The following is a 25,360-nucleotide window of genomic DNA, read 5'->3' as shown; positions in this document are numbered from 1 at the left end:
ATAAGAACAGCAGGAGGTGGGAATAATGATACAAGTCAATCGGGAACGTTATGAGGTCGTCGAAGAGAAACGCGAAGGTTTTAATGAGGAAGCCTTCATCGGTCGTTTTAGCGATGTCCTTGAGAAATATGATTATATCGTCGGGGACTGGGGGCACGGTCAATTACGGCTACGTGGCTTCTATGAGGATCAACACGAGAAAGCAACATTTGATACGAAGATTTCGCATGTGGCGGATTATCTCTACGAATACTGTAACTTCGGATGTGCCTACTTCATCGTCAAGAAGATCGGATTGGTAGAAGGAGAAGAAGCACCACCTCGCTTCGACGGTTCTTCATCCAATACGTTGAAGTTGAAACGGAAGTTCGCACCTGCACCAGAGAAGACGGAAGGCGAGTAATCAAACTGTCATACAGAAAAGCGTTTCTAGTGGACGGAATTCGGCTATTACTATAAGTATCACGTACCTAATAGGGGGAACTATCCATGCGAATCGTTGGAATTTACTCATCCGTACCAGAAGTTGTTAGTGCCGTGCACGATCTCCGTGTTGCCGGTGTCGTCTCGACTGATTTAAAAGTTTTAGCACACGACAAATACGATCTTGAACAAATCGAGGAATTGGCGGATCTAAACAACCAACAGACGTCAACACGTTTGTCGCAGGAAGATCATCGTAATCTCTGGCAGGAAATCAAGAGCATCTTCAAAAAAGATGACACAGCTTCTCATGGAGACGCGATTCATGGAAGTGGCTTGACGAAGGAAGACGTCGATCGTGCGAATCACGCGGTCGAAAGTGGTCAATTCGTATTGCTCGTCGGTGATGAAGCGGATCAGCATTCAGAACGCCGTGCCCATGACGAGTCAGACAATACGAATGTCTTTAGCGGACCAAACACACTAAATGAACGAAACGATCGTCTCTTATAAGACAAACAGCCTTCGTCCGCGGACGAAGGCTGTTTTCATAGACCGATATAAGCGCGCAGATACATCTCGAGTTCCGTTGCCGCATCGTCTTCGACGTCAAACGCCGTCGCGATGTAGCCTGGTTCATCGAAATCATCCGCACCAATGATTGCAAACCGATTCGATAGAAGATTCAAGACGAGAATCTTACCGTAAAAATGTTCCGAATGCGTGATGGCGAGATCAAACCGGCTTGCTTCTCCAATCCAACTGACGAAGCGTGTCTTCGTTTGTTCGACATCATCATATAAAAAATCACGTTCTTCCATCATCAAGCTTCCCTCATTTCCCTAACGTCTGTTTCAGATTAAAGGGTTTGGGGGACTTTTTGCAAGTACGGTTTACGAGATAAGCTATGCTCGGCGATAACTTTTCGGATTGTCCGTGTTTTCGAACGCATGACGAGGGATGTCGTTTCAACGATATCATCCGTCAAGAACTTCACGCCATCGAGCATTTCGCCTGTCGTGACGCCTGTTGCAGCAAAAATGCAGTCGTCGCTTTTGATCAGGTCGTCGAGTGTTAAGAGTTGAAGCGGATCTTCAAGTCCCATCCGGATGACGCGAGCGGTTTCTTCTTCGTTCATCGGGTGTAAGCGGGCTTGCATGTCGCCACCCATCGCTTTGACCGCAGCAGCCGTGATGACACCTTCAGGCGCACCGCCTGTGCCGATGAAGATATCGATTCCTGTCGCAGGAGAGAGTGGTGCGATTCCAGCTGAGACATCACCGTCTTCAAACAGACGAACCCGTGCGCCCATTCGCATTGCAGCTTCGCGGAAGTGATCGTGACGCGGGCGATCCTGCATGATGACCGTGACGTCCTCAATCCGTTTATTGTTGTATTGAGCTGCTTTTTCAATAATGACTTCAAGTGGATCGTCGAGCGAGACGTGCCCTTTTAAGTTTGGTCCAACTGTTAATTTATCCATATACATATCGGGTGCGTGGAGCAGGGCACCTTGATCGGCGACGGCGATGACGACCATCGCATTACCGAGACCTTTGGCAACGATGTTCGTACCTTCGAGTGGGTCGACAGCGATGTCAACGATTGGACCGTTTGCTGTTCCGACACGTTCGCCGATGAAAAGCATCGGTGCTTCGTCGAGTTCGCCTTCACCGATGACGACCGTTCCGTTCATGTTGACCGTGTTCAAGACTTCGCGCATTGCAGTCGTTGCTGCATCATCCGCTTCATTTTTCTTGCCGCGACCAATCCATTGAGCAGAAGCTAGTGCTGCTGCTTCCGTAGCGCGTACGATTTCCAGTGCGAGTTCCCGTTCCATGTATATAACCTCCACGTCACCAATGTGACATACTATTTTCAGCAAAAATCTAAATTGAGGATAACACATTGGGGAATGTGATGCAAATGACCTTTCTGCTTTTCAGGATTGCCGGATAACGATAAAATGGAGGATGTGAGGGGGAATGAAGATGTATTTCGTCAATCGTCAAAAAATCGAAGAGACGGTCGTCTGTTATGAGACGGCACTTCGACAAAGTAAGGAAGTTACGGGGGATCCGGTGACGACAGCACTGGCTATGGAGCGAATCGGTTTTTTAGTCATCGAGAGTGTCATCGACATCGGAAACAGTATGATTGATGGATTCATCATGCGGGATCCGGGAAGTTATGAAGATATCATCCTCATTTTAGAAGATGAGAAGGTGATCGATGGACCGCTCGCGACGAGTCTGAAGAAGCTTGTTGCATTACGTACGTTGATCGTCCGGTCATTCACACAATCGAGTATGGCGGAGATTCGGGCGGTACTAGAGACAGAGGAAGCAGAACTACGTCGTTTCCCAGAAGCGATTCGCCGGTATATCGAGACAGAACTCGGACCGGTGTCTGCATTTTTACCAAACGAGGAGTGAGTCAGGATGAAGGCAAAAGGCTATTTATTTGATTTAGATGGAACGATGTACAACGGAACGGAACCGGTAAAAGAAGCGGTCGATTTCGTCAATCGTCTGCAAGCAGAAGGCATTCCGTATTTGTTCGTGACGAATAATGCGTCGATGACGGCAGAAGCCGTGGCAGAGAAATTACGCGGGATGGGTGTTCATTCTGATGCGAAGCACGTCTTAACGAGTGCGATGGCGACTGGTCGTTATATCGCTGATCTGTCACCGAAAGCGCGCGTCTATGCCATCGGAGAAACAGGACTGATTGATGCGCTTGAACGGGAAGGGTTAGACGTCGTCGCAACCGAAGCGGCAGACTACGTCGTCATCGGTCTCGACCGTCAGATCACGTATGAAAAACTCGCTGTCGGTGCCCTTGCGATTCGTGCCGGTGCTCGTTTCATCTCGACGAATGGTGACATCGCCATTCCGACAGAACGCGGTTTCTTACCAGGAAACGGTGCCTTGACGTCCGTCCTACGCGTGACGACGGAGAAGGAACCGTTCTTCATCGGTAAACCGGAACCGGTCATGGTCGATATCGCAACGGAGATGATTGGTCTATCGAAAGAAGACGTCATCATGGTCGGGGATAACTACCATACGGATATTCTGTTCGGAATCAATGGAGGCATCCGGACGATGCACGTCAATTCTGGCGTCCATACACCCGTCTTCATTCAAGGTCAGGATCGTCAACCGACATATATGGTCGATACGTTAGCCGAATGGATTCTATGAATCAAAAAATCCCGAACGAGAATTCGTTCGGGATTTCATGTATTAGAAGACTTGTTCGACTTCAACGACGCCAGCGACTTCTTCAAGAAGGGCACGTTCGATACCGGCCTTCAATGTGATTGTTGAACTTGGGCAGCTACCACAAGCTCCCATCAAACGGAGTTTTACGATTCCGTCTTCTACATCTACGAGTTCAACGTCTCCTCCATCACGAAGAAGGAACGGACGCAATTTTTCAAGAACTTCATTCACTTGATCAAACATTTCCATGCGTAAACACATCCTTTCGTATAATTTCATTGTAACAGGGTTGAAAAATGTTCTCAATCTGGAAAACTTGTATACTAAAGAGGAGAGAATTGAAAAGGGGGACTTCAAGATGGAAATCACGGTCTACGGAACAGCGGTCACTTGTCCGAGTTGTGTCGGGGCACCCAGCTCGGAAGAGACGTTCAGTTGGCTCCAAGCCGTCCTCGGACGGAAATATGAGCAAGCGATGACGCTACGCTATGTCGATTTCGAGACAGCGACAGCGGATCAATGGACGGAAGCCTTAAAAGAGGATGTCTATTTTTATCCATTGATCGTGCTTGATGATGAGATGATTGACGAGGGGTACGTCAAGCTGAAGACGATCACGGCGGCGATCGATGCGAAGTTAAGTCAGACGGGGTGAACGAAGAAGAGGTATCCCGAAGCTCGGGACACCTCTTTTGCTCATTTAATCTTTTTGTGTTTCCATAAGACACCGGACTTCAAGAGACGTGGGACTTTCCCCGTCAGTGCTTGTTTGCCCATGACGATCCCAAAACCATCTGATTTTCCGAGCGAGCCGAGCATCCCACGCAGTTTGATTTCTGGCAGCTTCGGCAATTTCTTCCCTTGCCATTTCGCTTGCAAGACGTCAACGACTTGTTCTGCTTGATGTTCTGCAAGTTGACCACTTGGTGCATACGGCAAGCTGGCACAATCGCCGATGACAAAGACATTATCGTATTCCGGTACGTGATGATGTGCCGTCAATTTGATCCGACCGCCACTGTCTGCAGCAAAGCCGAGATCACGAACGACCTTGACCGGCTGCGTACCTGCCGTCCAAATCGTTAAGTCGGATGGATACGTATCGTCGCCATTTCGCACGTCGTCCGCCGTGACGAGCGTGACGTTCGAATTATTGATGACCTCTACGTCATGCTCCTCGAACCATTCTTGAACGTAAGATGAGACTTTGTCCGATAAGAACGACAAGACGGATGGTCCGCGGTCGAACAGACGGATCGTTAAATCTTTCCGGCTCTCATGCAGTTCACTGGCAAGTTCAACACCAGATAGACCAGCACCGACGATCGAGACGACGGATCCCGGTGACAGACCGCAAATTGCTTGCTGTGTCTTCCTTGATTCTTCAAGTGTCTGGATGCTGTATGTAAACTCTTGAGCACCCGGAATGTTGTGGTATTTATCCTCACAACCGAGAGCGATGATCAAGTCATCATAAAATAATTCTGATCCGTCCTGCAGGTGGACCGTATTCGTCTCCGGTGAGATTTTGATGACATGTCCATATTTATAAGTAAGATGTTTCCCCTCCGGAAATTCAATCCGGACATCCCGATCTGATAATGTACCTGCTGCGAGTGCGTAATATTCCGTTTTGAGTGCGTGGTATGGTAGACGGTCGACGAGCGTGACGGCAACTTCCTCGTCCTTGAACCGCTCACAAATCCGCATTCCACCATATCCTCCGCCGAGTACGACCAATTGCTTCATAACGTAAAATCCCCCTTAGTTCCCCTAAATCAGTCTGACCTTGTATAATACGACATGAGGCAGGTCGTTTCCTGCTTGAAGGAGGAAAAAAAGTGAATCCGATTATTGAATTTTGTATCAGTAACTTAGCAGCTGGTACACAGGTCGTCATGGAGCAACTCGAACGTGACCCGAATGTCGATGTCGTCGAATACGGTTGCCTAGGCTATTGTGGCATTTGTTCGCTCGATCATTTTTGTCTCGTCGATGGTGAGACCGTCGTAGGCGAAACACCGGAAGAGTTGCTCGAGAAGATTTACCTGAAAATCGAAGAGAACGAGCTGTAAACAAAGACAGCCAAAAAATCCCCTCGTTCATCTGAACGAGGGGATTCGTGTCCGTCAGCGGGCGCAGCTTTTCGGATCAGGCAGATTGTTGACGGCGCATCATCCATGGTCTTAGTTTCAAGAACAGTGGAATGAAGAGTGCCGAGATGAACAACGCCTTGATAACGTTAAACGGTAAGATACCGGCTGTGATCGCTGTCCATTTGACAGCTGGATCCGCCATGTAGTCCATACCGAGGAACCATGCATACGCTGGCAGGATCAAGATATAGTTGAGGATCGCAAGACCAAGTGCCATCGTGATCGTACCAGCGACGAGGCCAGTTGCGAGACCTTGTGTTGATTTCTTTTTGTGGTAGAACCAGCTGACAGGAAGTACGAATGCGACGCCTGCAGCAAAGTTCGCGAATTCTCCGACCGGAACACCACTTCCGCGGAAGATATAGTACAACACGTTCTTCAATGCTTCGACGATGACGCCTGCAACCGGTGAGAACATGATCGCTGCGACGAGAGCAGGAACATCACTGAAGTCGATCTTCAGATAGTTCGGTAAGAACGGTAGTGGAAAATTGATTAGCATAAGAACAAACGAGATTGAACCTAACATTGACAGAGTGACCATTTTTTGTGTGCGTTTCATACGAGTATTGTCTCCTTTTGCTCGTTCCTCTCGATGAAGTATTGGCATGACTGCGACCATAAAGAAACCCCTATTGATGAGATCAACAGGGGAGAAGTCCGCATTAAATAAACCTAATCGATTGTTGCAAAAATCGATCAAATTCAAACTCATGCCGCCATCTTCTCCCATCCAGACTATACTGTCGGCTCCTGAATTACACAGAATCAGCAAATAGCGCCCTATTCGCTCGCGGGCTTCAACTCAAGAAGAGTTGTTTACCGCCGGTCGGGAATTTCACCCTGCCCTGAAGATGGAACGATTATTTTATTGTACATACCATTTATACAACGAATTCAAGATAGTTTCAAGCAACTAGGTTTCGATTCGCCCAAAAGTTGCGTATACTAAAGAAAAGGAAGGTGATGACATGATCCATTTAACGGAGGCAGCAGCGTTACAAGTCCAGGACATGATGGCGCAGGCACCAGCAGATGAACGGAATCTTCGGATGCTCGTCCAAGGTGGTGGATGTAGTGGTCTGTCGTACGGAATGGGATTCGATCAACAGAAAGAAACGGATCTCGTTTTCGAACAGCACGGCGTGACCGTCATCGTGGACGAAAAAGATTATCCGGTCGTCAAAGGACTGGAAATCGATTATAAGCAGTCGATGCTCGGCGGCGGATTTACGATCACGAATCCGAATGCTATCGCAACATGCGGTTGCGGGACATCGTTCCGGACGGCAACGAATGCCGGGACACCGGGTGGCTGTTAATGAATCCAATCGTGGACGATGTCCACGATTTTTTTATTGCCTTCTACAGGAGACCTGTTCCATTGACTCGAAATATTAAGAGAGTGAATGCTACTACGAAAAGGGAGGGCTTCAAGATGAGAAAAGTATTGATCTTCGGGGGAACACGCTATTTCGGACGACGCTTAGCGATTCGGTTAGCCGATTCGGGGGATGATGTGACGATCGTCACACGCGGTGAGCATACTCCACCGGTCGCAAAGGGCTTGACATTCTTTAAAGGGGATCGGACGTCGAGTAGTACGATGAAGGACTTGAGCCAACAGCACTGGGATGTCATTTATGACAATATCTGTTTCACGCCGTATCAAGCAAAGCTCGCGGTCGACGCGTTTGAAGGAAAAGTCGGACGCTACGTGTTGACTTCGACGATGTCTGTCTATGAAGACGGTGGTGCGAATATCACCGAGCGTGCCTACAATCCGTTTCCCGGGAAATATGACCTTGAGAAGGAACATGGATATGGCGAAGGGAAACGCCAAGCGGAGAGTTATTTCTTCCAACGGGCGACATTCCCAGTCGTTGCCGTCCGTTTCCCGGTTGTTCTCGGACCCGATGACTATACGGAGCGACTTGTCTTTCATATCAAGCGGGCGCTTGGCAGCCGTCCGATCGTTGCTGAAAACACATACGCAAAGATGGGTTATATCTCAAGTTACGAAGCCGCTGCCTTTCTTGAGTGGTGTGGTCGCTCGGAACTGACGGGACCGATCAATGCTGCAAGTGACGGTGTCTTATCGATTCAAGACCTATTGGATAAAATCGACCGCGTTGCGGGAACGACAAGTCAACTCGTCGCAAAAGGAGAGGATGAATCACCGCTTGCGCCAGAACGCGATTTCTATATGGATACAACAGCTGCGAAACAAGCGGGCTATCTGTTCCAACATGTCGATGACTGGCTCGATCGTTTGATTGAAGAGGAGGTGCGCAATCATCAATGATGCAGTTAATGAAACCAACTCTTGCGTGGGAGACAGAGTACCGCGCCTTTTTAGAAGACTGGCGAGAGTCGGGCGAAACGATTGTGCCGGAAGCAGTCGGAGACACATATGAACCGCTCGGCGCTTATTTTGCGGAACTCAAGGAGATGGAGACGACGGTCAGACCGGGTCTTGTCACCCATTCGACGTACTGGATGGTCGACGGGCAACGAATCGTCGGTGCGCTGAACTTCCGGCATGATTTGACGGAGAACTTGAAGTTATACGGCGGACATATCGGATACGGGATCCGACCATCTGAGCGTCAGAAAGGGTATGCGACGACTGGTCTTCGATTGACGCTTGAAGAAGCACGACAACGTGGACTGGATCAAGTGCTACTGACGTGTGGCGTTGATAATCTAGCATCACGTCGTGTCATCTTAGCGAACGGCGGACGAGAAATCGAGCCGACTGTTCGTAATGGACGCGAAACACGTCGCTTCATCATTGCGTTATGAATATTCGTAAAGCGCGTCTTGAAGATGCGTCAGCCATCGCGCGCGTTCATATCGATGCCTGGCGCGAGACGTATCAAGGGATCATCCCGGCTCCGTATTTAGCACAGTTGTCGCATGCGAAACGGACGAAACAATGGGAGCAGACGTTAGTCGATGAGCGCGTGTATGTTGTGGAATCAGAAGACGAAATCGTCGGATTTGCGCAAGGCGGACCGAATCGAAGTGATGCGCGTGAAGGGGAGCTCTATGCGATTTATGTCTTACAAGCGTCTCAAGGGCAGGGATTCGGGAAAGCGTTGTTTCACCAGATTGCTGATGATTTAGCGGAGTATGAGACGATGCAGGTTTCTGTCTTGCGAGATAATCCTGCGTGTCGGTTTTACGAACGATTTGGTGGTCAGGTCTTCGAAGAATCGACGATTGAGCGTGGTGGAGTCGAACTCGTACAACGGATTTATCGGATACCTGTTAAAAGATCATCCGTATGAAATCGGACGTTTTCAACATCTTAAGTGTGATTCCATGAAAATGAGAGGTCGGGCTCCGGTATGTCATCCGGAATCCGACCCCTCATCATTTGCAGTCATTCACATATATCTCAAGAATGATTCGTTACTTTTTCAAACAGACTCGTCGAGTGTTGCGGGTGACGAGCAGATGGATCAACGAGAAGCTTCGCTTGGTTAACGGCGATCGGTGCTTCACCGAATCCTGTTGCGATCAGTTTAACGCGTCCTTCGTAAGTCGCAATATCACCACAAGCGAAGACACCTGGAATCGCTGTCTCCATCTTCGAGTTGACGCGAATCGAATTGCGTTCGAATTCAACTTCCCATTCTTTAAGCGGTCCGAGTGACGAGACGAAACCGAAGTTACAGACGACATCGTCAGCAGCAACGACAACGACTTCGCCGCTTTCAGCATGTTTGAACGTCAGCGTCTCGATGTGTGTCTCACCTGTGACCGATTCAAGTGTATATGGTGTCATGACGTTGACGGACGAATCGTGTAACAGTTCGACCGAATGTTCATGGGCACGGAACTTATCGCGACGGTGGACGAGCGTGACGGATTTTGCGATCGGTTCAAGCATCAATGACCAGTCGACTGCTGAATCGCCGCCACCAAGCAAGACGACTTGGCGATCCTTAAAACGCTCCATGTCGTTGACGAAATAGTGTAAGTTCGTCTCTTCGAAGCGTTCTGCGTCCGCGACGCCGAGTGGACGTGCAGCGAACGAGCCGTTTCCTGCCGTCAAGATGACGGTCTTCGTATAATGCTCGCCTTTGTTCGTGACGAGGCGGATGATTCCGTCATCCATGCGTTCGTAAGCAATGACGGTCTCACCGAGTACGTACGTCGGATCGAATTCATTTGCTTGTTCAAGCAATCGATCGACCAGTTCCTGCGCTTTTACTTTCGGAAAACCGGCGATATCGTATATATATTTTTCAGGATAAAGCGTAGCGAGTTGACCACCTAATTGAGGTAGACTCTCGATGACCTTCGTCTTCATCTGGCGCATCCCTGAATAAAACGCGGTGAACAGTCCGACCGGACCGCCGCCGATGATCGTGACATCATATGGTTGGTGCATCTGATTCCCTCCTAGCGTTGGATAGGTCTATTATATAGGAAGTAGGGGGTGAGGGTGCAAGTGCGGGACATCTCACATTTTTTTAAGGGAAATGACATTTTTCTTTTGCAATCATTCCTAAAAAGTGTTTCAATAGGCTTATAGACATGTGAACATTATTTGAACAAAATTTTTGAGCATTCGTCTGTAATTGAATGTGAAGAAAATCACAACAAAACTACGATTCGTAAGGAGTATCAGAACATGAACACACCTAACATTGTTATTCTTGGAGCGGGCTACGGTGGATTGATCACAGCAGTCAACCTTCAAAAGAAACTCGGCGTCGATCAAGCGAACATCACGCTGATCAACAAACACGACTATCATTACCAAACAACTTGGTTGCACGAACCAGCTGCAGGTACGATGTCTGCGGAGCAAGCGCGCATCTACATCAATGATGTCATCAACCCGTCACGCGTCAAACTCGTTAAAGGTATCGTTGAGAAAGTCGATACGGCTGCTAAAACGGTTCTCTTACAAGATGGCGGAACAGTTCCTTACGATTACGTTGTCGTTGCTCTCGGTGGCGTTCCTGAAACATTCGGTATCAAAGGATTGAAGGAACACGCGCTGACAATCAGCTCGTTGAACAGCGTCCGTAAAATCAAGGAACATATCGATTACTCATTCGCACAGTACAAAACAACAGGATCACAAGATCGTTCACTCTTGACGATCGTTGTTGGTGGTGCTGGATTCACAGGAATCGAGTTCATGGGTGAACTCGTCAACCGTATTCCAGAACTGTGCAAACAATATGATATCCCACGCGAACTCGTTCGTGTCGTCAACATCGAGGCAGCACCAACAGTCCTTCCAGGATTCGATGCAGATCTCGTCAACTACGCACACAAATGGCTCGAGCGTCAAGGCATCGAGTTCAAACTCGGTAACGGCATCAAGGAATGTGGACCAGGAAGTGTCACATTCGGTCCGCTTCAAGGCGACACAACTGAAACAATCGAAGCGAACACGATCATCTGGACAGGTGGCGTCAGCGGTAACCCTGTCGTTGCAGCATCTGGTTTCGAAGCAATGCGTAACCGTGTCGTCGTCGAAGAAGATCTCCGTGTTCCAGGACACGACAACGTCTTCATGATCGGTGACTGTTCAGCAGTCATGGATCCAAGTTCGAACCGTCCGTACCCACCAACTGCACAAATCGCGACACAACAAGCACACAAAGTCGCTGAGAACATCGCAGCACTCATCGCTGGTCGTCAAACATCGACGTTCACGTACGAGAACAAAGGAACGGTCGCTTCACTTGGTCATAAAGACGGTATCGGCATGGTCTTCGGTAAGAAGATCTACGGCCGTAACGCATCGTTCATGAAAAAAGTCATCGACAACAAACACTTCTTCGAACTGAAAAAACTTGGTCTTGCGATCAAAAAAGGGAAGTTCTAAGTTCACGTTTTAGGCAAATGTACACTCGTGCATTTGCCTTTTTTGTCGGTTATACTAGAAGAGATTCAAAGGGGGAACAGTATGCATATCATTCAAGCCGTGATCGGGAGTGTGCTTTATCTCGTCATGTTCTTCAGTATCGGATTCATCTTAAACATGTTGTTGCGGAGTACATGGGTGATGCTCGTACTCTATCCGGTCATCATCATCATGATGATTGACAACCAATCGACGCTCGAATACTTCACGAATGCTCGTGAAGCGATTCCGAATCTTGGGGACCGGATTGCTGGTCTACAGACAGCGGATATCACGATGTTCGCGGCTGGTCTTGCCGGAATCATCATCGCCGGTCTATCGATTCGCTTCTTGCGTAAGAGCGGTTACCAAATGTTTTAAAGTCTACTTGAGTAAGTAGGCTTTTTTCGTGTCTGAAAAACCGTTATAATAAAAACAATGTCTTTAAATAAATGTGTAAGAGCAGATTGGGTTGAGAGCGAATGGATAAACAAATGTACCACGTTATCAAGGTATTGAATAATAATGTCGTCATTTGTTCGACTGGTGCGAATCAGGAAGTCATTATCCTCGCAAAAGGGATTGGCTTCGGTCGGAAGCCAGGCGATCAACTGACAGATCTCGACAAGTTGGAAAAAGTCTACACGTTGAAGGATAAAGAAGAACAGGATCAATATAAGGCACTCGTCGGTCACCTCGATGAAAATTTCATCGCGCTGATGAATGAGATCGTCTCGATGATCGAGACACGCTTCGGAAAAAAGGTCGACGAACATATCCATATCGGATTGACGGATCATTTGACGTTTACGTTCAAGCGACTAGAACAAGGAATGGAAGTCACGAATCCGTTTCTTGCCGAAACGGAAGCCCTGTATCCGGAAGAGTACGCCCTTGCAGAAGAAATCGTCGAGTTCATCAGTGCTGAGATGAATTTTTACTTGCCTACAGCGGAGACAGGATTCATCGCACTTCATATTCATTCAGCGACGAACTTCAAAGACGTACTCGAAGTCAACCGCCATCATCAGCTCGTCGGTTTAATCGCTAGTCATATCGAACAGCGACTGGAGATTAAAATCGACCGAAAATCGCTTGATTACAAGCGTCTGATTCGGCATCTTCGTTCAGCGATTGAAAGGGTTTCCAATGGGGAGTATCTAGAGGCTCCAGAAAAAGTAGAAAAGCTATTGCGTGAAGAATATCCGCTATGCTATGATACTGCTTGGGAGCTGATGTCCATCATGGAACGTCAGTTGAAGAAAGCGGTACCGCGCGGTGAGGCGACGTATCTTACGATGCATCTGCAACGCTTAGTGCAGTACGATTCAGGTAAATGACCGCACGGACTACGTGTTACTGATACGATCAGGCATGAGTGGGATGTCGGGCAAGAAGCTTTATTTCCGTTATTCAACGGGATAAGTCTATTGTCTACAATCCGCTCGTGCCTGATTTTTTTCTGTAAAAAAACGGTCAGATGTCTGACTTTTTTCGTCTCAATCATTGGAATTATTCATCATACTTCGCTCTTAACAGGAAAAGGAGGAAACACACATGTTCAAACAGATTTTTGCTGTTCTTCAACGTGTCGGTAAAGCGTTGATGCTTCCTGTAGCGATTTTGCCAGCTGCCGGTATCCTACTCGGATTCGGTAACGCGATGCAAAATCCGAACTTGACGTCAAAACTCGAGTTCTTGAAAAATGATGCAATCATCAAGGTTGCAAAATTGATGGAAGCAGCCGGGGATATCATCTTCGGTAACTTAGCACTCTTATTCGCGGTCGGTGTCGCGATTGGTCTTGCAGGGGACGGCGCAGCCGGACTTGCGGCAATCGTCGGATTCTTGATCATGAACAAAACAATGAGCGTTTGGCTCGGCGTTACACCAGAAATGGTTGCTAACGGTCAAGGGTATGCAAACGTACTCGGTATCCCAACACTTCAAACTGGGGTATTCGGTGGTATCATCATCGGTCTGATCGCAGCTTGGGCGTATGGGAAGTACCATAATCTCGAATTGCCACAGTTCCTCGGATTCTTTGCTGGTAAACGTTTCGTTCCAATCGTTACTGCTGTCGTTTCATTGTTCGCAGGTCTTGTACTTGTATTCGTTTGGCCGTTCGCTCAGGACGGATTGAACACATTCTCCCACTTCATGATGGAGAAAAACCCAACACTCGCAGCATTCGTCTTCGGTCTCATCGAACGTTCGTTGATTCCATTCGGTCTTCACCACATCTTCTATGCACCATTCTGGTTCGAATTCGGTTCGTACACGAATGCAGCAGGTGATGTCGTTCGTGGTGACCAAGCGATCTTCTTCGCTCAATTGAAAGATAACGTTGAATTGACTGCTGGTACGTTCATGACTGGTAAATTCCCGTTCATGATGTTCGGTCTTCCAGCGGCAGCTCTTGCTATGTACCACGAAGCTCGTCCTGAGCGCCGCGCAGTCGTTGGTGGTCTTCTTGGATCAGCAGCACTTACAGCATTCTTGACAGGTATCACAGAGCCAATCGAATTCGCGTTCTTGTTCGTTGCTCCAATCTTGTTCGCAGTTCACGCAGTCTTCGCAGGTCTCTCGTTCATGACGATGCAATTGTTGAACGTTAAGATCGGTATGACATTCTCTGGTGGTTTGATTGACTTCCTTCTCTTCGGTGTTCTTCCAGGACGCACGCAGTGGTGGCTCGTCATCGTCGTCGGTCTTGCACTCTCTGTCATCTACTATGTTGGATTCCGTTTCGCAATCCGCAAGTTCAACCTGAAAACTCCAGGTCGTGAAGATGCAGCGCAAGAGACTTCATCTGCTCAAGGTTCTGAACTCGCTGAAGGTATCCTTGATGCACTCGGTTCAGAGTCGAACATCAAACACTTGGATGCATGTATCACACGTCTTCGTGTCGAAGTTCTCGACAAATCGAAAGTCAACAAAGATGAGTTGAAAAAATTAGGTGCTGCTGGTGTCCTTGAAGTTGGTAACAACGTTCAAGCGATCTACGGACCGAAATCAGACAACATCAAGTCTGAAATTCAAGCCGTCATCGCATCACGTAAACAAGAAAAAACAGTCTGATGTTTTTAAAGTGAGTCCTTCTGCGGAAGGGCTCATTTTTTTTGGAAAAATCTTTTAGAATCGTTTTGCGCTAGAATATTTTAGGGTATGAATTAAGTAGTTTGTTTAAAAAAAGGAGGGAATATACGCATGTGGAAAAACGTGTTTGGTGTCTTACAGCGGATCGGTAAGGCCCTGATGTTACCGGTAGCGATTTTACCGGCAGCGGGGTTATTGCTCGCGTTCGGGACAGCGTTTCAAAACCCGAACTTGACGCAATATTTACCGTTCCTCGAGAACGATTCGCTAGTCGTCATCTGGCGAGTCATGCAGGATGCGGGTGATATCATCTTTGCGAACCTCGGATTACTGTTTGCCGTCGGGGTCGCGATTGGTCTTGCGAATGGGGAAGGAGTTGCCGGTCTAGCAGCGATCGTCGGTTTCTTGATCATGAACAAGGTCATCAGTTCGTTCTTACAGATCACACCAGAAAAAATCACGGAAGCACAGAAGGCGAGTGACTTGTCGTATGCGACGGTCCTCGGGATACCGACCTTGCAAATGGGGGTATTCGGAGGGATCATTGCCGGTTTGATAGCAGCGTACAGTTATAATAAATTCTTTAAAATCAAACTGCCTGATTTCCTCGGATTCTTCGCAGGGAAACGTTTTGTTCCAATTGCAACTGCCTTATTCAGTCTTGTCGCCGGGTTTGCCTTATCGTATATTTGGCCACCGATCGGCAGTGGAATCAACACATTCTCGAAAACAATTATCGAAGCGAACGAACCGTTGTCTGCCTTTATCTTTGGACTCGTCGAACGTTCGTTGATTCCGTTTGGTCTTCACCATATCTGGTACTCAAGCTTCTGGTTCCAGTTCGGGGAATATACGGATAAAGCAGGAACGATCATTAATGGGGATCAGCGGATCTTCTTTGCACAGTTGAAGGACGGTGTACCATTCACGGCAGGGACATATATGACCGGGAAATACCCATTCATGATGTTCGGTCTGCCAGCAGCCTGTCTTGCGATGTACCATACGGTCGCAAAAGATCGTCGTAAAGCCGTCGAAGGTCTCTACTTCTCAGCGGCGTTGACTTCTTTCCTGACTGGTATCACGGAGCCAGTCGAGTTCTCCTTCGTATTCGTCGCACCACTCTTGTTTGCCGTTCACGCTGTCTTTGCAGGTCTTTCATTCATGATCATGGATCTACTGAACGTCAAGATCGGGATGACGTTCTCCGGTGGATTGATTGACTACACGTTATTCGGGATTCTACCGAACCGAACCTCGTGGTGGCTCGTCATTCCAGTCGGTCTTGTCTTCGCCGTCATCTATTACTTCGGATTCCGCTTCGTCATTACGAAGTTTGATTTGAAGATTCCAGGACGCGAAGCGATTAAAGAGGGTGCCGCTACCTCAACGGCAAAAGCAGGCGATCTACCGTATGAAATTCTACAAGCATTCGGTGGTCCATCAAACATTAAACATTTAGATGCTTGTATCACGCGTTTACGGATTACGGTTAATGATAAATCAGGTGTCAACAAGGATCGTTTGAAAGAGCTCGGTGCTGCCGGTGTTCTTGAAGTCGGAGATAACGTCCAGGCCATCTTTGGACCGAAATCCGATGGAATCAAGACCGAAATGGCAGATATCATGAAAGATCCAAATTATAAACCGAAAGAGACACCAGAAGCCGATCCAATTCCACAAGTACCAACGGGAGACGAAGCACGGACTTCTGGAGCTGGTACAGCAGATGCCGGTCCACTCGCTGGGGATCGTGGTGGGGCTTACGTGCCTGAAGATGGATATGTCGCACCATTAAGCGGTATCATTTGTTCTCTCGATGATGTACCGGACCAAGTGTTCTCCGGTCGCATGATGGGTGACGGATATGCAATCGAACCAACGGAAGGATATGTCGTCTCTCCAGTCTCTGGTGAGATCACGACGTTCTTCCCGACGAAACACGCGATCGGTATTCTTGCGGATAATGGAGATGAGATCTTGATTCACATCGGTATTGATACGGTGTCACTCGAAGGAAAAGGGTTCGAGGCGTTGGCGAAAGCCGGCGATCGTGTCGAACCGGGGACACCACTCCTCAATGTGGATCTTGAACAAGTACGACCACTCGTACCATCATTACTGACACCAATCATCGTCACGAATAGTGGGGATCGAAAAGTTGATGTTGATGTCGGACGGACGGTCGAAGCCGGAGAAGCAATTTCGTATCGTGTAGAGTAAAGAAGAAAAGCGACGGATCGTCATAGGCGATCCGTCTTTTTTGTGTGAAACGATCGTAGAGCACATTTGATAATGAGATTTTGCACATATGATGATACAATGAGTTAGCTATTATAAGAGTTAGCTAATTTTTTTAGAAATGAGGTGAGTCGATGTCTTCGACTACAACAAAAACGAATACGACACCTGTCGTCATCGGATTATTGATTGGGATTTTAGTCGCAGCAATGGATAACACGATCGTTGCGACAGCGATGCCAACGATCGTCAGCGAACTGAATGGTTTTGATCAGTACGCATGGGTCACATCTGCTTACATGATTGCAACCGTTGCCGGAATGCCGATCTTCGGTAAACTGAGTGATATGTATGGAAGAAAACGCTTCTTCCTCTTTGGGATGCTTCTCTTCATGGTAGGGAGTATCTTGTGTGGGATGGCGGATTCTATCATTGAATTGTCTGCGTATCGTGCCTTGCAAGGGCTCGGTGGAGGGGCGTTGATGCCGATTGCTTTTACGATCATCTTTGATATCTTCCCACCGGAAAAACGGGGGAAGGTCAGTGGCTTGTTCGGAGCAGTCTTCGGAATCTCGAGTATCTTCGGTCCGTTGCTTGGTGCCGTATTGACGGACTCCCTTGATTGGCGCTGGGTATTCTATATCAATATCCCACTCGGCTTGATTGCCCTTGGTCTCGTAACGGTCTTCTATCAGGAATCACCGGTGCACCGGACACAGAAAATCGACTACGTCGGTGCCTTTACGCTTGTCGCCGGATTGGTATTATTCTTACTCGCGCTCGAAATGGGTGGAAAAGAGTATGCGTGGTCTTCACCACAAATTCTTGGTCTGTTCGGAGCAGCACTCGTCGCGTTCGTTGCTTTTGCGTTTGCAGAACGTCGTGCTGCAGATCCCGTCATTACGTTCAGTCTATTCCGCCGTCGCTTATTTGCGGCAACACAAGGCGTGGCGTTCTTTTACGGATTCGTCTTTATCTCGGCCAGTGTATTCATTCCAATCTTCGTGCAAGGTGTCTTTGGTGGCAGTGCGACGAATTCTGGTCTAATCCTGATGCCGATGCTGATTGCATCAGTCGTCTCGGCACAGCTCGGCGGGCAATTGCCGAATAAGTTCGGTTTCCGCAACATCATGATCGTCTCGGCTGTCTTTTTCTTACTCGGTGTCTATCTCCTCAGTACGATGACGCTTGAGACATCGCGGACAGCGGTAACGATTTATATGATCATTCTCGGCTTCGGTGTTGGATTCAGTTTCTCTCTGTTGAATCTAGCGAGTATCAATGGCATCGAGATGCAACGTCGTGGCGCAGCGACCTCGATGGGCTCGACATTCCGGACAATCGGGATGACGCTTGGTGTCACAGTCCTCGGAATCATCCAATCGCGGACGTTCATATCGGCTGTCTCCGATCGGTTACCTCAAGGCGGAGCGCCGTCGGGTGGGCAGTTCCCAACGGCTGATGCGTTTGCGAAGATGCCACCAGAAGTCGCGACAGCAATCAAGACGTCGCTTGCAGAATCGATCTCAACCGTCTATTTCTGGGCACTGATTCCAGCAGTGCTTGGTGTCATCTTTATCTTCTTGATGGGGAACGAGCGTCCGATTTTATCGGAACAAGCAACGCCAGCGAAGAAGAAACAAGCTCAATAACCACCGTTTTAACAACGTCTTCTTTCTTATTAGAAAGAGGCGTTGTTTTTTTGTTTAACAGGACAAAAAAAAGACGAACCTGGATTACTCCAGATTCGTCTGACAAAACTTATTTTTTGATGTCGAATGTCGTGCTGAGGAAGTCAACGACTTCTTCTGCCGTATCCATATCGAGTACTTGCTCGACGATTGCTTCACACTCTGATTTGTTGAGGCGTGTCATCAAGCTGCGTGCGCGAAGGACAGATGATGCTGACATCGAGAACTCATCAAGACCAAGACCAAGAAGGATCGGGAGTGCCAATTCTTCTCCTGCCATCTCACCACACATGCCGACCCATTTGCCTGCTTTGTGTGCTTCAGTGATGACGTTGTTCAAAAGGTTCAAGATCGCTGGGTTGAACGGTTGGTACAGGTATGATACTTTTTCGTTCATCCGGTCTGCTGCCATCGTGTATTGAATCAAATCGTTCGTTCCGACTGAGAAGAAATCGACTTCTTTTGCGAACTGACGAGCCATGACCGCTGTTGCTGGGATTTCGACCATCATACCGACTTCGATGTCTTCCGATACAGTGACGCCTTCAGCTTGGAGGTTTGCTTTTTCTTCAAGGAGAAGTGCTTTTGCAGCACGGAACTCTTCGATCGTTGCGATCATCGGGAACATGACAGCAAGTTTACCGTATGCGCTCGCACGAAGAAGTGCGCGTAATTGCGTACGGAACAAGTCTGTTTGATCGAGACAGAGACGGATCGCACGGTAACCGAGGAACGGGTTCATCTCGTGTGGGAGATCAAGGTACGACAATTCTTTATCGCCACCGATATCGAGTGTCCGGATGACGACTTTTTTATCGCCCATTGATTCGAGAACTGTTTTGTAAGCTGTGAATTGCTCGTCTTCCGTTGGGAATGTCTCTGCATCCATGTAGAGGAATTCCGTACGGTAGAGACCGACTGCTTCTGCACCGTTCTCAAGAACGCCTTTGACATCGTTTGGTGTACCGATGTTTGCAGCGAGCTCGACGTGATGACCGTCAGCCGTCATTGTTTTTTCGTTCTTGAGTTTTTTCCACTCTTCTTTTTGTGCGATGTATGCTGCGCGTTTTGCTTCATACTCAGCTACTTGCTCTTCGCTTGGGTTGACGATGACGTCACCTTCAGCACCATCAAGGATGAGAAGGTCGCCGTGTTTAACGTCCGTTAAAACAACTTTTGTTCCGACGACTGCTGGGATTTCGAGTGAACGTGACATGATGGCAGAGTGCGATGTCCGGCCACCAATGTTCGTTGCGAAACCTTTAGCATATTTACGGTTCAATTGAGCTGTATCTGAAGGAGTCAAGTCTTCTGCGATGATGATGACTTCTTCGTTGATTTGAGCTGGAGTGACGAACGTGATACCGAGAAGGTGAGCCATCGTCCGTTTCGTGACGTCACGAACGTCTGCTGCACGTTCGCGCATGTATTCGTTATCCATTGATTCGAAAATCATGACCATCATGTTTGCGACTTCATCGAGTGCTTTTGCAGCATTTGCTTGCTCATCCTCGATTTTTGCGTTCACCTGACTGACGATTTCCGGATCTTCTAAGATGAGAAGGTGAGCCGAGAAGATCTCCGCTTTATCTGGACCTAATTCTTGTAAGGTATTTTCACGAATGACTTCGAGTTCCGTCTTCGATTTTGCGATCGCTGCTTGGAAACGTTCTTTTTCCGCAGCTGCATCCTCGATTTTGTGCGATGGAATCTCAAAGACCGGTGTTTCCATCACGAATGCTTTTGCAATCGCGATCCCTGCAGAAGCGCCAATTCCCTTGATATGTTGTGCCATGTGTATTACCCTCTTTTCAGTAAGTTTTTTTAACGCGACGACTTCGTTTCTTAGCTATCTATAGATACCCATAAACGCCTCTCTCTTAACGAGCCTTCTGCGCACTCTCCCTTGAATGAAAACGTAGACATTTCTCGGAACAGCAAACGCATCGTTTCTTGAAGTGTCTCAACATTTCACCCGTTTAATCCTATCATATTGTGAAACGGGCAACAATTGTTTGAAACCAAGCATTTCGACAAATTGTCGAACAGAAGTAGTGAAAGCGTTTGCGGTCGGTCGAGAGGCTATCAGTTGGAAAATGACTGAAAACACTTCATACTAATAGATACTAGTCAAAGGGGGAGTTTTATATGCAAACGAATCAATCCGTAGATGTACTCGTTGTCGGGATTTCAGGAAATCAACCGCTCGATGAACGGTTACAGGCACTGTATGGTGACAAATTAGAAGAGTGGGTCCGTCAAGGTGATATCTCAACGAAACGCGGAGAACTCCGACTGTTGCCGACATTATCGGGAGACATGGCACGTGTCTTGTTCATCGGCCTCGGGAAAGTCGATCAGCTTTCGCAAGATGATTTGCGTCGCTTACTCGGAAAAGCAGCACAACATGTTAAAGCACGTCGCTTAGAACATGTCACAGTTGATGCGACGACATTCCCAGGACAACCGGTCGAACTGATTGCCGAGACATTTACCCTCGCTACATATGAGGTCAAGCATTATAAGACGTCGCCTTCTAAAGCATATACGTTACAACTGACGGTCTTACCTGAAGAGGAAGAAGCAGTACGCCGCGGGACAGTCTTGGCTGAAGCGACGAACTTAGCGCGTCGTCTCGTAACGATGCCAGGGAATCTCTTGACAGCGCCAGCGCTTGCGGACGAAGCCCGTTTCATCGCGGAGCGTCATGGGCATGATCTCCGGATCATCGATAAGGAAGAGATGGAAGCACTCGGGATGGGCGCCTTGCTTGCGGTCAACCAAGGATCCGTCATTCCACCGAAATTGATCGTCCTTGAATATAAAGGTTCAGCAGAAGCACCAATCGCGGTCGTCGGAAAAGGCGTCACATTCGATACAGGTGGTTATTCCATCAAACCGAAAGACGGAATCGTCGGAATGAAGGGCGACATGGGGGGAGCAGCAGCGGTTCTCGGTCTGTTCGAAGCACTCGGTCAGCTGAAGCCAGATGTTCACGTCATCGGTGTCATTCCAGCAACAGACAACATGATTTCCGGGGATGCCTTCAAGCCGGACGACGTCATCACATCGATGGCAGGAAAAACGATTGAGGTCTTGAACACGGATGCGGAAGGACGGCTTGTCCTCGCAGATGCGGTCACGTACGTCAAAGAGTATCAGCCAAAAGCGATCATTGATCTTGCGACTTTGACAGGTGGTGTCCTTGTTGCCCTTGGAACAGAAATCACAGGTGCGTTGACGAATGATGCGTCACTTTACGAACGTTTTGAACAGGTGACGAAAGAGACGAATGAGATGGTCTGGCAAATGCCGTATGTCGATGCCTTCATTAAACAAGTCCGCCGTTCGGAAGTCGCAGACTTGAACAACTCACCAGGACGCATGGGACATATGATCTTCGGTGGTGCGTTTGTCGGTGAATTCGTTGGTGACACACCATGGTTGCACCTCGATATCGCGGGAACATCGGAACAGAATCAAGCGTCTGAGATTGGTCCAAAAGGAGCAACGGGTGTCATGGTTCGTAGTCTGTATCGATTCGTCGAGCAAGAAAAATGAGACGCTGGAATTTACTCGGTGTCTTGTTGACGATTCTTGCCGTCGTCTGGTACTTGGATGCGCGCGATCGTCTATCGCTCGGTCTCGCGACGTTCATCGGTATCTTCACCGTCTTATCACTACTGCGTTCTTTCCGGGAGAAGACGAATGCACGTCATCGGAATTGATGCGGCAAAGGCGGGGTGGGTCGTCGTTATGTACGAAAACGATCGTTATAGGGGATTTGTCGAACCGACGCTTGCACAGATTCCGATCGCCGACCGGATTTGGATCGATATGCCGATTGGTTTAACGGAAGGACGACGCGAAACGGATCAGTTGTTACGACAGGAATTACGCCCTGGGCGGACGAGTAGTGTCTTTAATGCACCGTTTCTCAGTGCGTTGACAGCTTCAACGTATATGGAAGCAAATGATTTAGCGAAACAACATGCGGGGATCGGGCTTTCAAAACAAGCATGGTATCTCTTACCGAAAATCAAAGAAGTTCGTCAGGTATATCGAACGGAGATGATTGAAGCCCATCCAGAAGTCTGTTTCGCGCGACTCGCCGGTCATCCGGCACGCTTTTCAAAGAAAACGACCGAAGGCATTGCGGAACGAATCGAATTGCTGGAGCGCTTTGATTGTCCGCCGTTATGGGAACAGCGTCAGTCGCATGTTGCGATCGATGATTGGCTCGACGCTTGTCTGCTTGCGACCGGTGCCCGTTTTCCGTGCGATTACCTGCCAGCCAGTCGACCGGTGGATCCGGAAGGGTATCCGTTATATGCAGCTCTACCGAAAAAATCACCCTCACCGAAATGGTGTGGGTGATCCTTTAACGAAGTCCCAAATGTAATGGAAAATCTGTGCATTGTAGAGTGCTTTTAAGATGACCGCGATCAATGGTCCGAGAATTAACCCGAAGACACCGAAAAATTGAATTCCGACGAACAGTGCAATCAATGCTGTAATCGGTTGAATGCCGATATTATCGCCGACAATCTTTGGTTCCATGATGTTACGTTGAAGAATGACGAGGGCGTACAAAATACCAAGTCCGATTGCAAGAGTCGTATCGCCCGTGATGATCGAGTAGGTGATCCAAGGCAGGAAGACGGAACCGGTACCGAGATACGGTAAAATATCAAAAAAGGCAGCAATAAAAGCAATTGCAAACGGATGCTCGACACCAATGATGAACAAACCGATCAAGACGATGAAGAACGTGATTGTGATCAAGGTGAGCTGTGCTTTGAGATAGCCGAATAAGGCGGACCGTAAGCTCAGGAAGACCGACTCGAAACGAGCGAACCAGGGAAGCATCTCATAACGTTTCAATCGCATCTCGTACCGGTGCCAATCTTTTGCGATGAAAAACCAGGCAAGTAAGACGATGACGAAAATCAATGCAATCGATGGTAATGTCGCAAGGATCGTCTGCAACATCATGGCGATACTTTTTGATCCTTCGCCAATCGCACTCGCAAGTGAACTACCGAGCGATTGGATACTGTTTTGAACCGTATTTTGTTGCGATGGTTCCAGTGAGCGTAAGGCTTCAGAAGCATCGTTCCAGATGGGTGCCAGTTTTTCGTTGTACAGCTTTTGAAAATACAGGCTCAATTCTTGGATTTGCGCCGGTAATTGATTCGCGACGAACACAAGACCACGTATTAACTGCATGATGATCAAGGCGAGCGAACCAACCAATAAGCCACTGATCAAAATGATCGATAACAACGCACCCCATCCGCGATTGATCCGTAACCGCTTTTGGAAGAAATCAACGAGCGGTCGGCTGAAAAGGGCAAGTAGAAACGCAAAGACGAATGGATACAAGATGGACGAGAGGCGGATGAGTAACCATCCACCAATTAAGAAGGCGAAGATCACCGTCAGGAACCGGGCCATTTGCCAAAGACGTTCAGTCGACACAAGCAACACCTCTTACTGGATTATGTAGAATTAATTGATATCATCATATCATGTTTCGGTAGATTACGAGTCATTCAAAAGGAGGAGATCTCGATGCGTAAAAGAGAAATCGGACTATTTGCTGCATTGATTGCTGCGACATCTGTCGGAATCCGGGAATGGAAGAAAAATCAGGCGTATGCACAACGCGTCAAACAAGAGACAGAAGCGCACGTACGCCAGGCTATCGTGGAGGGTCAGACTGATGGAACAGATGAAGACACTGCAACAAAAGGTTGATGCGACGATTCGCTCACTCGGCGGTTATTTTCGACCGTTATCGGGTCTCGCACGCCTGACGGAGGAAATCGGAGAAGTCGGCGAAGCACTGGAACAAAATGATGTAGAAGTCCTGCGTTCGGAACTTGTCGACGTCTTGATGATCTCAACCTGTCTTGCGAATCAATACGTGACGAATCTTGCAGCACAGCATGAGACACTCGGTACGGCAAACGACGATCAGGATGGTTCATTTTATCGACTTGTACATGAGGCAGGGCAAGTTGCACGTGTCATGAACGGATATGAAGGCGATAAGCCACCGAAAGCGAAAGATACGATTGTTCCAATCGGTAATTCCTTAGCACGTCTGCAACGCGAACTGTTTCGTCTAGCACGACCGCTTCAACTTGATTTACTGACAGAAATCGACCGGACGAATGAGAAGAATCTGAAGCGGGATAAAACACGCTTCGCGTTGACGCGTGATCCCATCACGGAGGAGACGATTGATCATTTCCGGAGTGCGACAGGAAGTGAGGTGCGCCTCTGGGGAGCCCCTGTGTACGAGGAGAACCAAACGATAGAGGACAACATGGAAGCAGCATTACCGTCACTCCGACGTTTCATCCGATGTGCGCCGACTGAAGGAATCGAGGCATTCGTCTTCGAGGCACCGATGGAACGCTCGCGCAGTTTAGTTGAAGTGAAAGAACTAGCGGACGAAATGGGACGCTTGATCAAAGAGCGGACACCGCTTGACTTCAAGAATTCACCGTATCGGTTGGAAGTCTTTGCACCACAACTTGGTCCAATCTCACCGTATCATGCGGAAGACGACCATCGGATGTTCCTTGTTCTCTATATCGATTAAAAAATGATCCGCCTGCTTTTCGGAGCAAGGCGGAT

The 25,360-nt window shown here is 48.2% G+C and carries 29 protein-coding genes and 1 riboswitch; of the genes, 21 read left to right on the top strand and 8 right to left on the bottom strand.

All coding sequences use genetic code 11. The features are described from left to right. The first annotated feature begins 25 nt into the window (after positions 1–25). Together L985_RS12970 and L985_RS12965 are read left to right on the top strand one after the other, a co-directional pair. Positions 26–403, top strand: a complete 378-nt coding sequence (locus tag L985_RS12970) for a YutD family protein (protein ID WP_029342423.1) — start codon at positions 26–28, stop codon at positions 401–403. An 86-nt stretch (positions 404–489) separates the two neighbouring features. Further along, positions 490–936, top strand: a complete 447-nt coding sequence (locus L985_RS12965) for a general stress protein (protein ID WP_029342422.1) — start codon at positions 490–492, stop codon at positions 934–936. Between the two features lie 35 nt (positions 937–971). Here the strand turns inward: L985_RS12965 and L985_RS12960 are convergent, their stop codons facing one another. Then, complete coding sequence (locus L985_RS12960) at positions 972–1,247, bottom strand: DUF3055 domain-containing protein (RefSeq protein WP_034786088.1); 276 nt, start codon at positions 1,245–1,247, stop codon at positions 972–974. Positions 1,248–1,282: 35 nt separating this feature from the next. Then, the gene (gene glpX, locus L985_RS12955) at positions 1,283–2,263 is read right to left on the bottom strand and encodes a class II fructose-bisphosphatase (protein ID WP_029342420.1); all 981 of its coding nucleotides are present in this window, start codon (positions 2,261–2,263) and stop codon (positions 1,283–1,285) included. A 151-nt stretch (positions 2,264–2,414) separates the two neighbouring features. Between glpX and L985_RS12950 the strand changes: the two genes are divergently transcribed. After that, positions 2,415–2,858, top strand: coding sequence for a DUF86 domain-containing protein (locus L985_RS12950; RefSeq protein WP_023469145.1), 444 nt, complete (start codon positions 2,415–2,417; stop codon positions 2,856–2,858). A gap of 6 nt (positions 2,859–2,864) precedes the next feature. Beyond that, the gene (locus tag L985_RS12945) at positions 2,865–3,629 is read left to right on the top strand and encodes a TIGR01457 family HAD-type hydrolase (RefSeq protein WP_023469144.1); all 765 of its coding nucleotides are present in this window, start codon (positions 2,865–2,867) and stop codon (positions 3,627–3,629) included. A gap of 42 nt (positions 3,630–3,671) precedes the next feature. On the opposite strand, the gene L985_RS12940 is transcribed toward L985_RS12945, so the two are convergent. Further along, entirely contained in the window at positions 3,672–3,899 is a 228-nt protein-coding gene (locus L985_RS12940) for a NifU family protein (protein WP_012371190.1), read from the bottom strand. 109 nt (positions 3,900–4,008) lie between these two features. Here L985_RS12940 and L985_RS12935 point away from each other — a divergent pair, with 109 nt between their 5' ends. After that, positions 4,009–4,305 carry a DUF1462 family protein gene (locus tag L985_RS12935; RefSeq protein ID WP_047393437.1) on the top strand — a complete coding sequence of 99 codons (297 nt, stop codon included), beginning with the start codon at positions 4,009–4,011 and terminating at the stop codon, positions 4,303–4,305. Positions 4,306–4,346: 41 nt separating this feature from the next. Here the strand turns inward: L985_RS12935 and L985_RS12930 are convergent, their stop codons facing one another. Beyond that, on the bottom strand, positions 4,347–5,399 hold the full coding sequence (locus tag L985_RS12930) for an NAD(P)/FAD-dependent oxidoreductase (protein WP_023469142.1): 1,053 nt from the start codon (positions 5,397–5,399) through the stop codon (positions 4,347–4,349). Positions 5,400–5,491: 92 nt separating this feature from the next. On the opposite strand from L985_RS12930, the gene L985_RS12925 reads away from it, so the two are divergent. After that, positions 5,492–5,725 (top strand): YuzB family protein, encoded by a 234-nt coding sequence (locus tag L985_RS12925; protein ID WP_023469141.1) that lies wholly within the window; start codon positions 5,492–5,494, stop codon positions 5,723–5,725. A 76-nt stretch (positions 5,726–5,801) separates the two neighbouring features. Here L985_RS12925 and L985_RS12920 read toward each other — a convergent pair whose 3' ends face one another. Continuing rightward, positions 5,802–6,368 carry an ECF transporter S component gene (locus L985_RS12920; RefSeq protein WP_029342415.1) on the bottom strand — a complete coding sequence of 189 codons (567 nt, stop codon included), beginning with the start codon at positions 6,366–6,368 and terminating at the stop codon, positions 5,802–5,804. A gap of 155 nt (positions 6,369–6,523) precedes the next feature. Then, positions 6,524–6,666: riboswitch (FMN riboswitch) on the bottom strand. A gap of 111 nt (positions 6,667–6,777) precedes the next feature. On the opposite strand from L985_RS12920, the gene L985_RS12915 reads away from it, so the two are divergent. The 4 genes from L985_RS12915 to L985_RS12900 all read left to right on the top strand — a co-directional run bounded on the left by L985_RS12915 (position 6,778) and on the right by L985_RS12900 (position 9,099). Next, positions 6,778–7,128, top strand: coding sequence for a HesB/IscA family protein (locus tag L985_RS12915; RefSeq protein ID WP_029342414.1), 351 nt, complete (start codon positions 6,778–6,780; stop codon positions 7,126–7,128). A 116-nt stretch (positions 7,129–7,244) separates the two neighbouring features. Then, entirely contained in the window at positions 7,245–8,111 is an 867-nt protein-coding gene (locus tag L985_RS12910; protein WP_029342413.1) for an NAD-dependent epimerase/dehydratase family protein, read from the top strand. Beyond that, the gene (locus L985_RS12905; protein ID WP_047393442.1) at positions 8,108–8,611 is read left to right on the top strand and encodes a GNAT family N-acetyltransferase; all 504 of its coding nucleotides are present in this window, start codon (positions 8,108–8,110) and stop codon (positions 8,609–8,611) included. The genes L985_RS12910 and L985_RS12905 overlap by 4 nt, the downstream gene beginning before the upstream one ends. Further along, on the top strand, positions 8,608–9,099 hold the full coding sequence (locus tag L985_RS12900; RefSeq protein WP_047393445.1) for a GNAT family N-acetyltransferase: 492 nt from the start codon (positions 8,608–8,610) through the stop codon (positions 9,097–9,099). Before L985_RS12905 ends, L985_RS12900 begins: the two co-directional genes overlap by 4 nt. Before the next feature lie 110 nt (positions 9,100–9,209). Here L985_RS12900 and L985_RS12895 read toward each other — a convergent pair whose 3' ends face one another. Further along, the gene (locus L985_RS12895) at positions 9,210–10,208 is read right to left on the bottom strand and encodes an NAD(P)/FAD-dependent oxidoreductase (protein WP_023469135.1); all 999 of its coding nucleotides are present in this window, start codon (positions 10,206–10,208) and stop codon (positions 9,210–9,212) included. Between the two features lie 243 nt (positions 10,209–10,451). Between L985_RS12895 and L985_RS12890 the strand changes: the two genes are divergently transcribed. From L985_RS12890 to L985_RS12865, 6 genes are all read left to right on the top strand, one after another. Beyond that, entirely contained in the window at positions 10,452–11,663 is a 1,212-nt protein-coding gene (locus L985_RS12890; protein WP_029342410.1) for an NAD(P)/FAD-dependent oxidoreductase, read from the top strand. Positions 11,664–11,744: 81 nt separating this feature from the next. Further along, positions 11,745–12,062, top strand: coding sequence for a YuiB family protein (locus L985_RS12885; protein WP_023469133.1), 318 nt, complete (start codon positions 11,745–11,747; stop codon positions 12,060–12,062). A 101-nt stretch (positions 12,063–12,163) separates the two neighbouring features. Continuing rightward, entirely contained in the window at positions 12,164–13,021 is an 858-nt protein-coding gene (glcT, locus tag L985_RS12880) for a glucose PTS transporter transcription antiterminator GlcT (protein WP_047393447.1), read from the top strand. Positions 13,022–13,238: 217 nt separating this feature from the next. Then, positions 13,239–14,762 (top strand): glucose-specific PTS transporter subunit IIBC, encoded by a 1,524-nt coding sequence (gene ptsG, locus L985_RS12875; RefSeq protein ID WP_029342409.1) that lies wholly within the window; start codon positions 13,239–13,241, stop codon positions 14,760–14,762. A 129-nt stretch (positions 14,763–14,891) separates the two neighbouring features. Next, positions 14,892–17,003, top strand: a complete 2,112-nt coding sequence (gene ptsG, locus L985_RS12870) for a glucose-specific PTS transporter subunit IIBC (RefSeq protein WP_047393448.1) — start codon at positions 14,892–14,894, stop codon at positions 17,001–17,003. Positions 17,004–17,155: 152 nt separating this feature from the next. After that, on the top strand, positions 17,156–18,673 hold the full coding sequence (locus L985_RS12865) for an MDR family MFS transporter (protein WP_047393450.1): 1,518 nt from the start codon (positions 17,156–17,158) through the stop codon (positions 18,671–18,673). Between the two features lie 109 nt (positions 18,674–18,782). Here L985_RS12865 and ptsP read toward each other — a convergent pair whose 3' ends face one another. Next, on the bottom strand, positions 18,783–20,507 hold the full coding sequence (gene ptsP / locus L985_RS12860; protein WP_047393452.1) for a phosphoenolpyruvate--protein phosphotransferase: 1,725 nt from the start codon (positions 20,505–20,507) through the stop codon (positions 18,783–18,785). Between the two features lie 353 nt (positions 20,508–20,860). On the opposite strand from ptsP, the gene L985_RS12855 reads away from it, so the two are divergent. Genes L985_RS12855 through L985_RS12850 form a run of 3 tightly spaced genes read left to right on the top strand, consistent with a single transcriptional unit; the run spans position 20,861 to position 23,089 of the window. Then, a complete protein-coding gene (locus tag L985_RS12855) occupies positions 20,861–22,273 on the top strand; it encodes a leucyl aminopeptidase (protein ID WP_047393453.1) in 1,413 nt (470 codons plus the stop codon). Further along, positions 22,270–22,440, top strand: a complete 171-nt coding sequence (locus L985_RS16985) for a hypothetical protein (protein ID WP_158513350.1) — start codon at positions 22,270–22,272, stop codon at positions 22,438–22,440. Before L985_RS12855 ends, L985_RS16985 begins: the two co-directional genes overlap by 4 nt. Beyond that, positions 22,421–23,089, top strand: a complete 669-nt coding sequence (locus L985_RS12850; protein ID WP_047393455.1) for a DUF429 domain-containing protein — start codon at positions 22,421–22,423, stop codon at positions 23,087–23,089. The genes L985_RS16985 and L985_RS12850 overlap by 20 nt, the downstream gene beginning before the upstream one ends. On the opposite strand, the gene ytvI is transcribed toward L985_RS12850, so the two are convergent. Further along, entirely contained in the window at positions 23,069–24,193 is a 1,125-nt protein-coding gene (gene ytvI, locus L985_RS12845) for a sporulation integral membrane protein YtvI (protein WP_047393457.1), read from the bottom strand. The two genes, L985_RS12850 and ytvI, sit on opposite strands and share 21 nt — an antisense overlap. Positions 24,194–24,286: 93 nt before the next feature. Between ytvI and L985_RS12840 the strand changes: the two genes are divergently transcribed. Together L985_RS12840 and L985_RS12835 are read left to right on the top strand one after the other, a co-directional pair. Then, the gene (locus tag L985_RS12840; RefSeq protein ID WP_047393459.1) at positions 24,287–24,472 is read left to right on the top strand and encodes a hypothetical protein; all 186 of its coding nucleotides are present in this window, start codon (positions 24,287–24,289) and stop codon (positions 24,470–24,472) included. Next, the gene (locus L985_RS12835; protein WP_235609833.1) at positions 24,438–25,325 is read left to right on the top strand and encodes a MazG nucleotide pyrophosphohydrolase domain-containing protein; all 888 of its coding nucleotides are present in this window, start codon (positions 24,438–24,440) and stop codon (positions 25,323–25,325) included. The genes L985_RS12840 and L985_RS12835 overlap by 35 nt, the downstream gene beginning before the upstream one ends. Positions 25,326–25,360 lie beyond the last annotated feature (35 nt).

Source organism: Exiguobacterium sp. ZWU0009 (genome assembly GCF_000798935.2).
GTDB classification, from domain to species: domain Bacteria; phylum Bacillota; class Bacilli; order Exiguobacteriales; family Exiguobacteriaceae; genus Exiguobacterium_A; species Exiguobacterium_A acetylicum.
This window is presented reverse-complemented; position numbering and strand designations above follow the sequence as displayed.

Coding starts and splice junctions, on each gene's coding strand:
- L985_RS12970 (WP_029342423.1), top strand. CDS start 26: ATGATACAAGTCAATCGGGAACGTTATGAGGTCGTCGAAGAGAAACGC.
- L985_RS12965 (WP_029342422.1), top strand. CDS start 490: ATGCGAATCGTTGGAATTTACTCATCCGTACCAGAAGTTGTTAGTGCC.
- L985_RS12960 (WP_034786088.1), bottom strand. CDS start 1,247: ATGATGGAAGAACGTGATTTTTTATATGATGATGTCGAACAAACGAAG.
- glpX (WP_029342420.1), bottom strand. CDS start 2,263: ATGGAACGGGAACTCGCACTGGAAATCGTACGCGCTACGGAAGCAGCA.
- L985_RS12950 (WP_023469145.1), top strand. CDS start 2,415: ATGTATTTCGTCAATCGTCAAAAAATCGAAGAGACGGTCGTCTGTTAT.
- L985_RS12945 (WP_023469144.1), top strand. CDS start 2,865: ATGAAGGCAAAAGGCTATTTATTTGATTTAGATGGAACGATGTACAAC.
- L985_RS12940 (WP_012371190.1), bottom strand. CDS start 3,899: ATGGAAATGTTTGATCAAGTGAATGAAGTTCTTGAAAAATTGCGTCCG.
- L985_RS12935 (WP_047393437.1), top strand. CDS start 4,009: ATGGAAATCACGGTCTACGGAACAGCGGTCACTTGTCCGAGTTGTGTC.
- L985_RS12930 (WP_023469142.1), bottom strand. CDS start 5,399: ATGAAGCAATTGGTCGTACTCGGCGGAGGATATGGTGGAATGCGGATT.
- L985_RS12920 (WP_029342415.1), bottom strand. CDS start 6,368: ATGAAACGCACACAAAAAATGGTCACTCTGTCAATGTTAGGTTCAATC.
- L985_RS12915 (WP_029342414.1), top strand. CDS start 6,778: ATGATCCATTTAACGGAGGCAGCAGCGTTACAAGTCCAGGACATGATG.
- L985_RS12910 (WP_029342413.1), top strand. CDS start 7,245: ATGAGAAAAGTATTGATCTTCGGGGGAACACGCTATTTCGGACGACGC.
- L985_RS12905 (WP_047393442.1), top strand. CDS start 8,108: ATGATGCAGTTAATGAAACCAACTCTTGCGTGGGAGACAGAGTACCGC.
- L985_RS12900 (WP_047393445.1), top strand. CDS start 8,608: ATGAATATTCGTAAAGCGCGTCTTGAAGATGCGTCAGCCATCGCGCGC.
- L985_RS12895 (WP_023469135.1), bottom strand. CDS start 10,208: ATGCACCAACCATATGATGTCACGATCATCGGCGGCGGTCCGGTCGGA.
- L985_RS12890 (WP_029342410.1), top strand. CDS start 10,452: ATGAACACACCTAACATTGTTATTCTTGGAGCGGGCTACGGTGGATTG.
- L985_RS12885 (WP_023469133.1), top strand. CDS start 11,745: ATGCATATCATTCAAGCCGTGATCGGGAGTGTGCTTTATCTCGTCATG.
- glcT (WP_047393447.1), top strand. CDS start 12,164: ATGGATAAACAAATGTACCACGTTATCAAGGTATTGAATAATAATGTC.
- ptsG (WP_029342409.1), top strand. CDS start 13,239: ATGTTCAAACAGATTTTTGCTGTTCTTCAACGTGTCGGTAAAGCGTTG.
- ptsG (WP_047393448.1), top strand. CDS start 14,892: ATGTGGAAAAACGTGTTTGGTGTCTTACAGCGGATCGGTAAGGCCCTG.
- L985_RS12865 (WP_047393450.1), top strand. CDS start 17,156: ATGTCTTCGACTACAACAAAAACGAATACGACACCTGTCGTCATCGGA.
- ptsP (WP_047393452.1), bottom strand. CDS start 20,507: ATGGCACAACATATCAAGGGAATTGGCGCTTCTGCAGGGATCGCGATT.
- L985_RS12855 (WP_047393453.1), top strand. CDS start 20,861: ATGCAAACGAATCAATCCGTAGATGTACTCGTTGTCGGGATTTCAGGA.
- L985_RS16985 (WP_158513350.1), top strand. CDS start 22,270: ATGAGACGCTGGAATTTACTCGGTGTCTTGTTGACGATTCTTGCCGTC.
- L985_RS12850 (WP_047393455.1), top strand. CDS start 22,421: ATGCACGTCATCGGAATTGATGCGGCAAAGGCGGGGTGGGTCGTCGTT.
- L985_RS12840 (WP_047393459.1), top strand. CDS start 24,287: ATGCGTAAAAGAGAAATCGGACTATTTGCTGCATTGATTGCTGCGACA.
- L985_RS12835 (WP_235609833.1), top strand. CDS start 24,438: ATGGAACAGATGAAGACACTGCAACAAAAGGTTGATGCGACGATTCGC.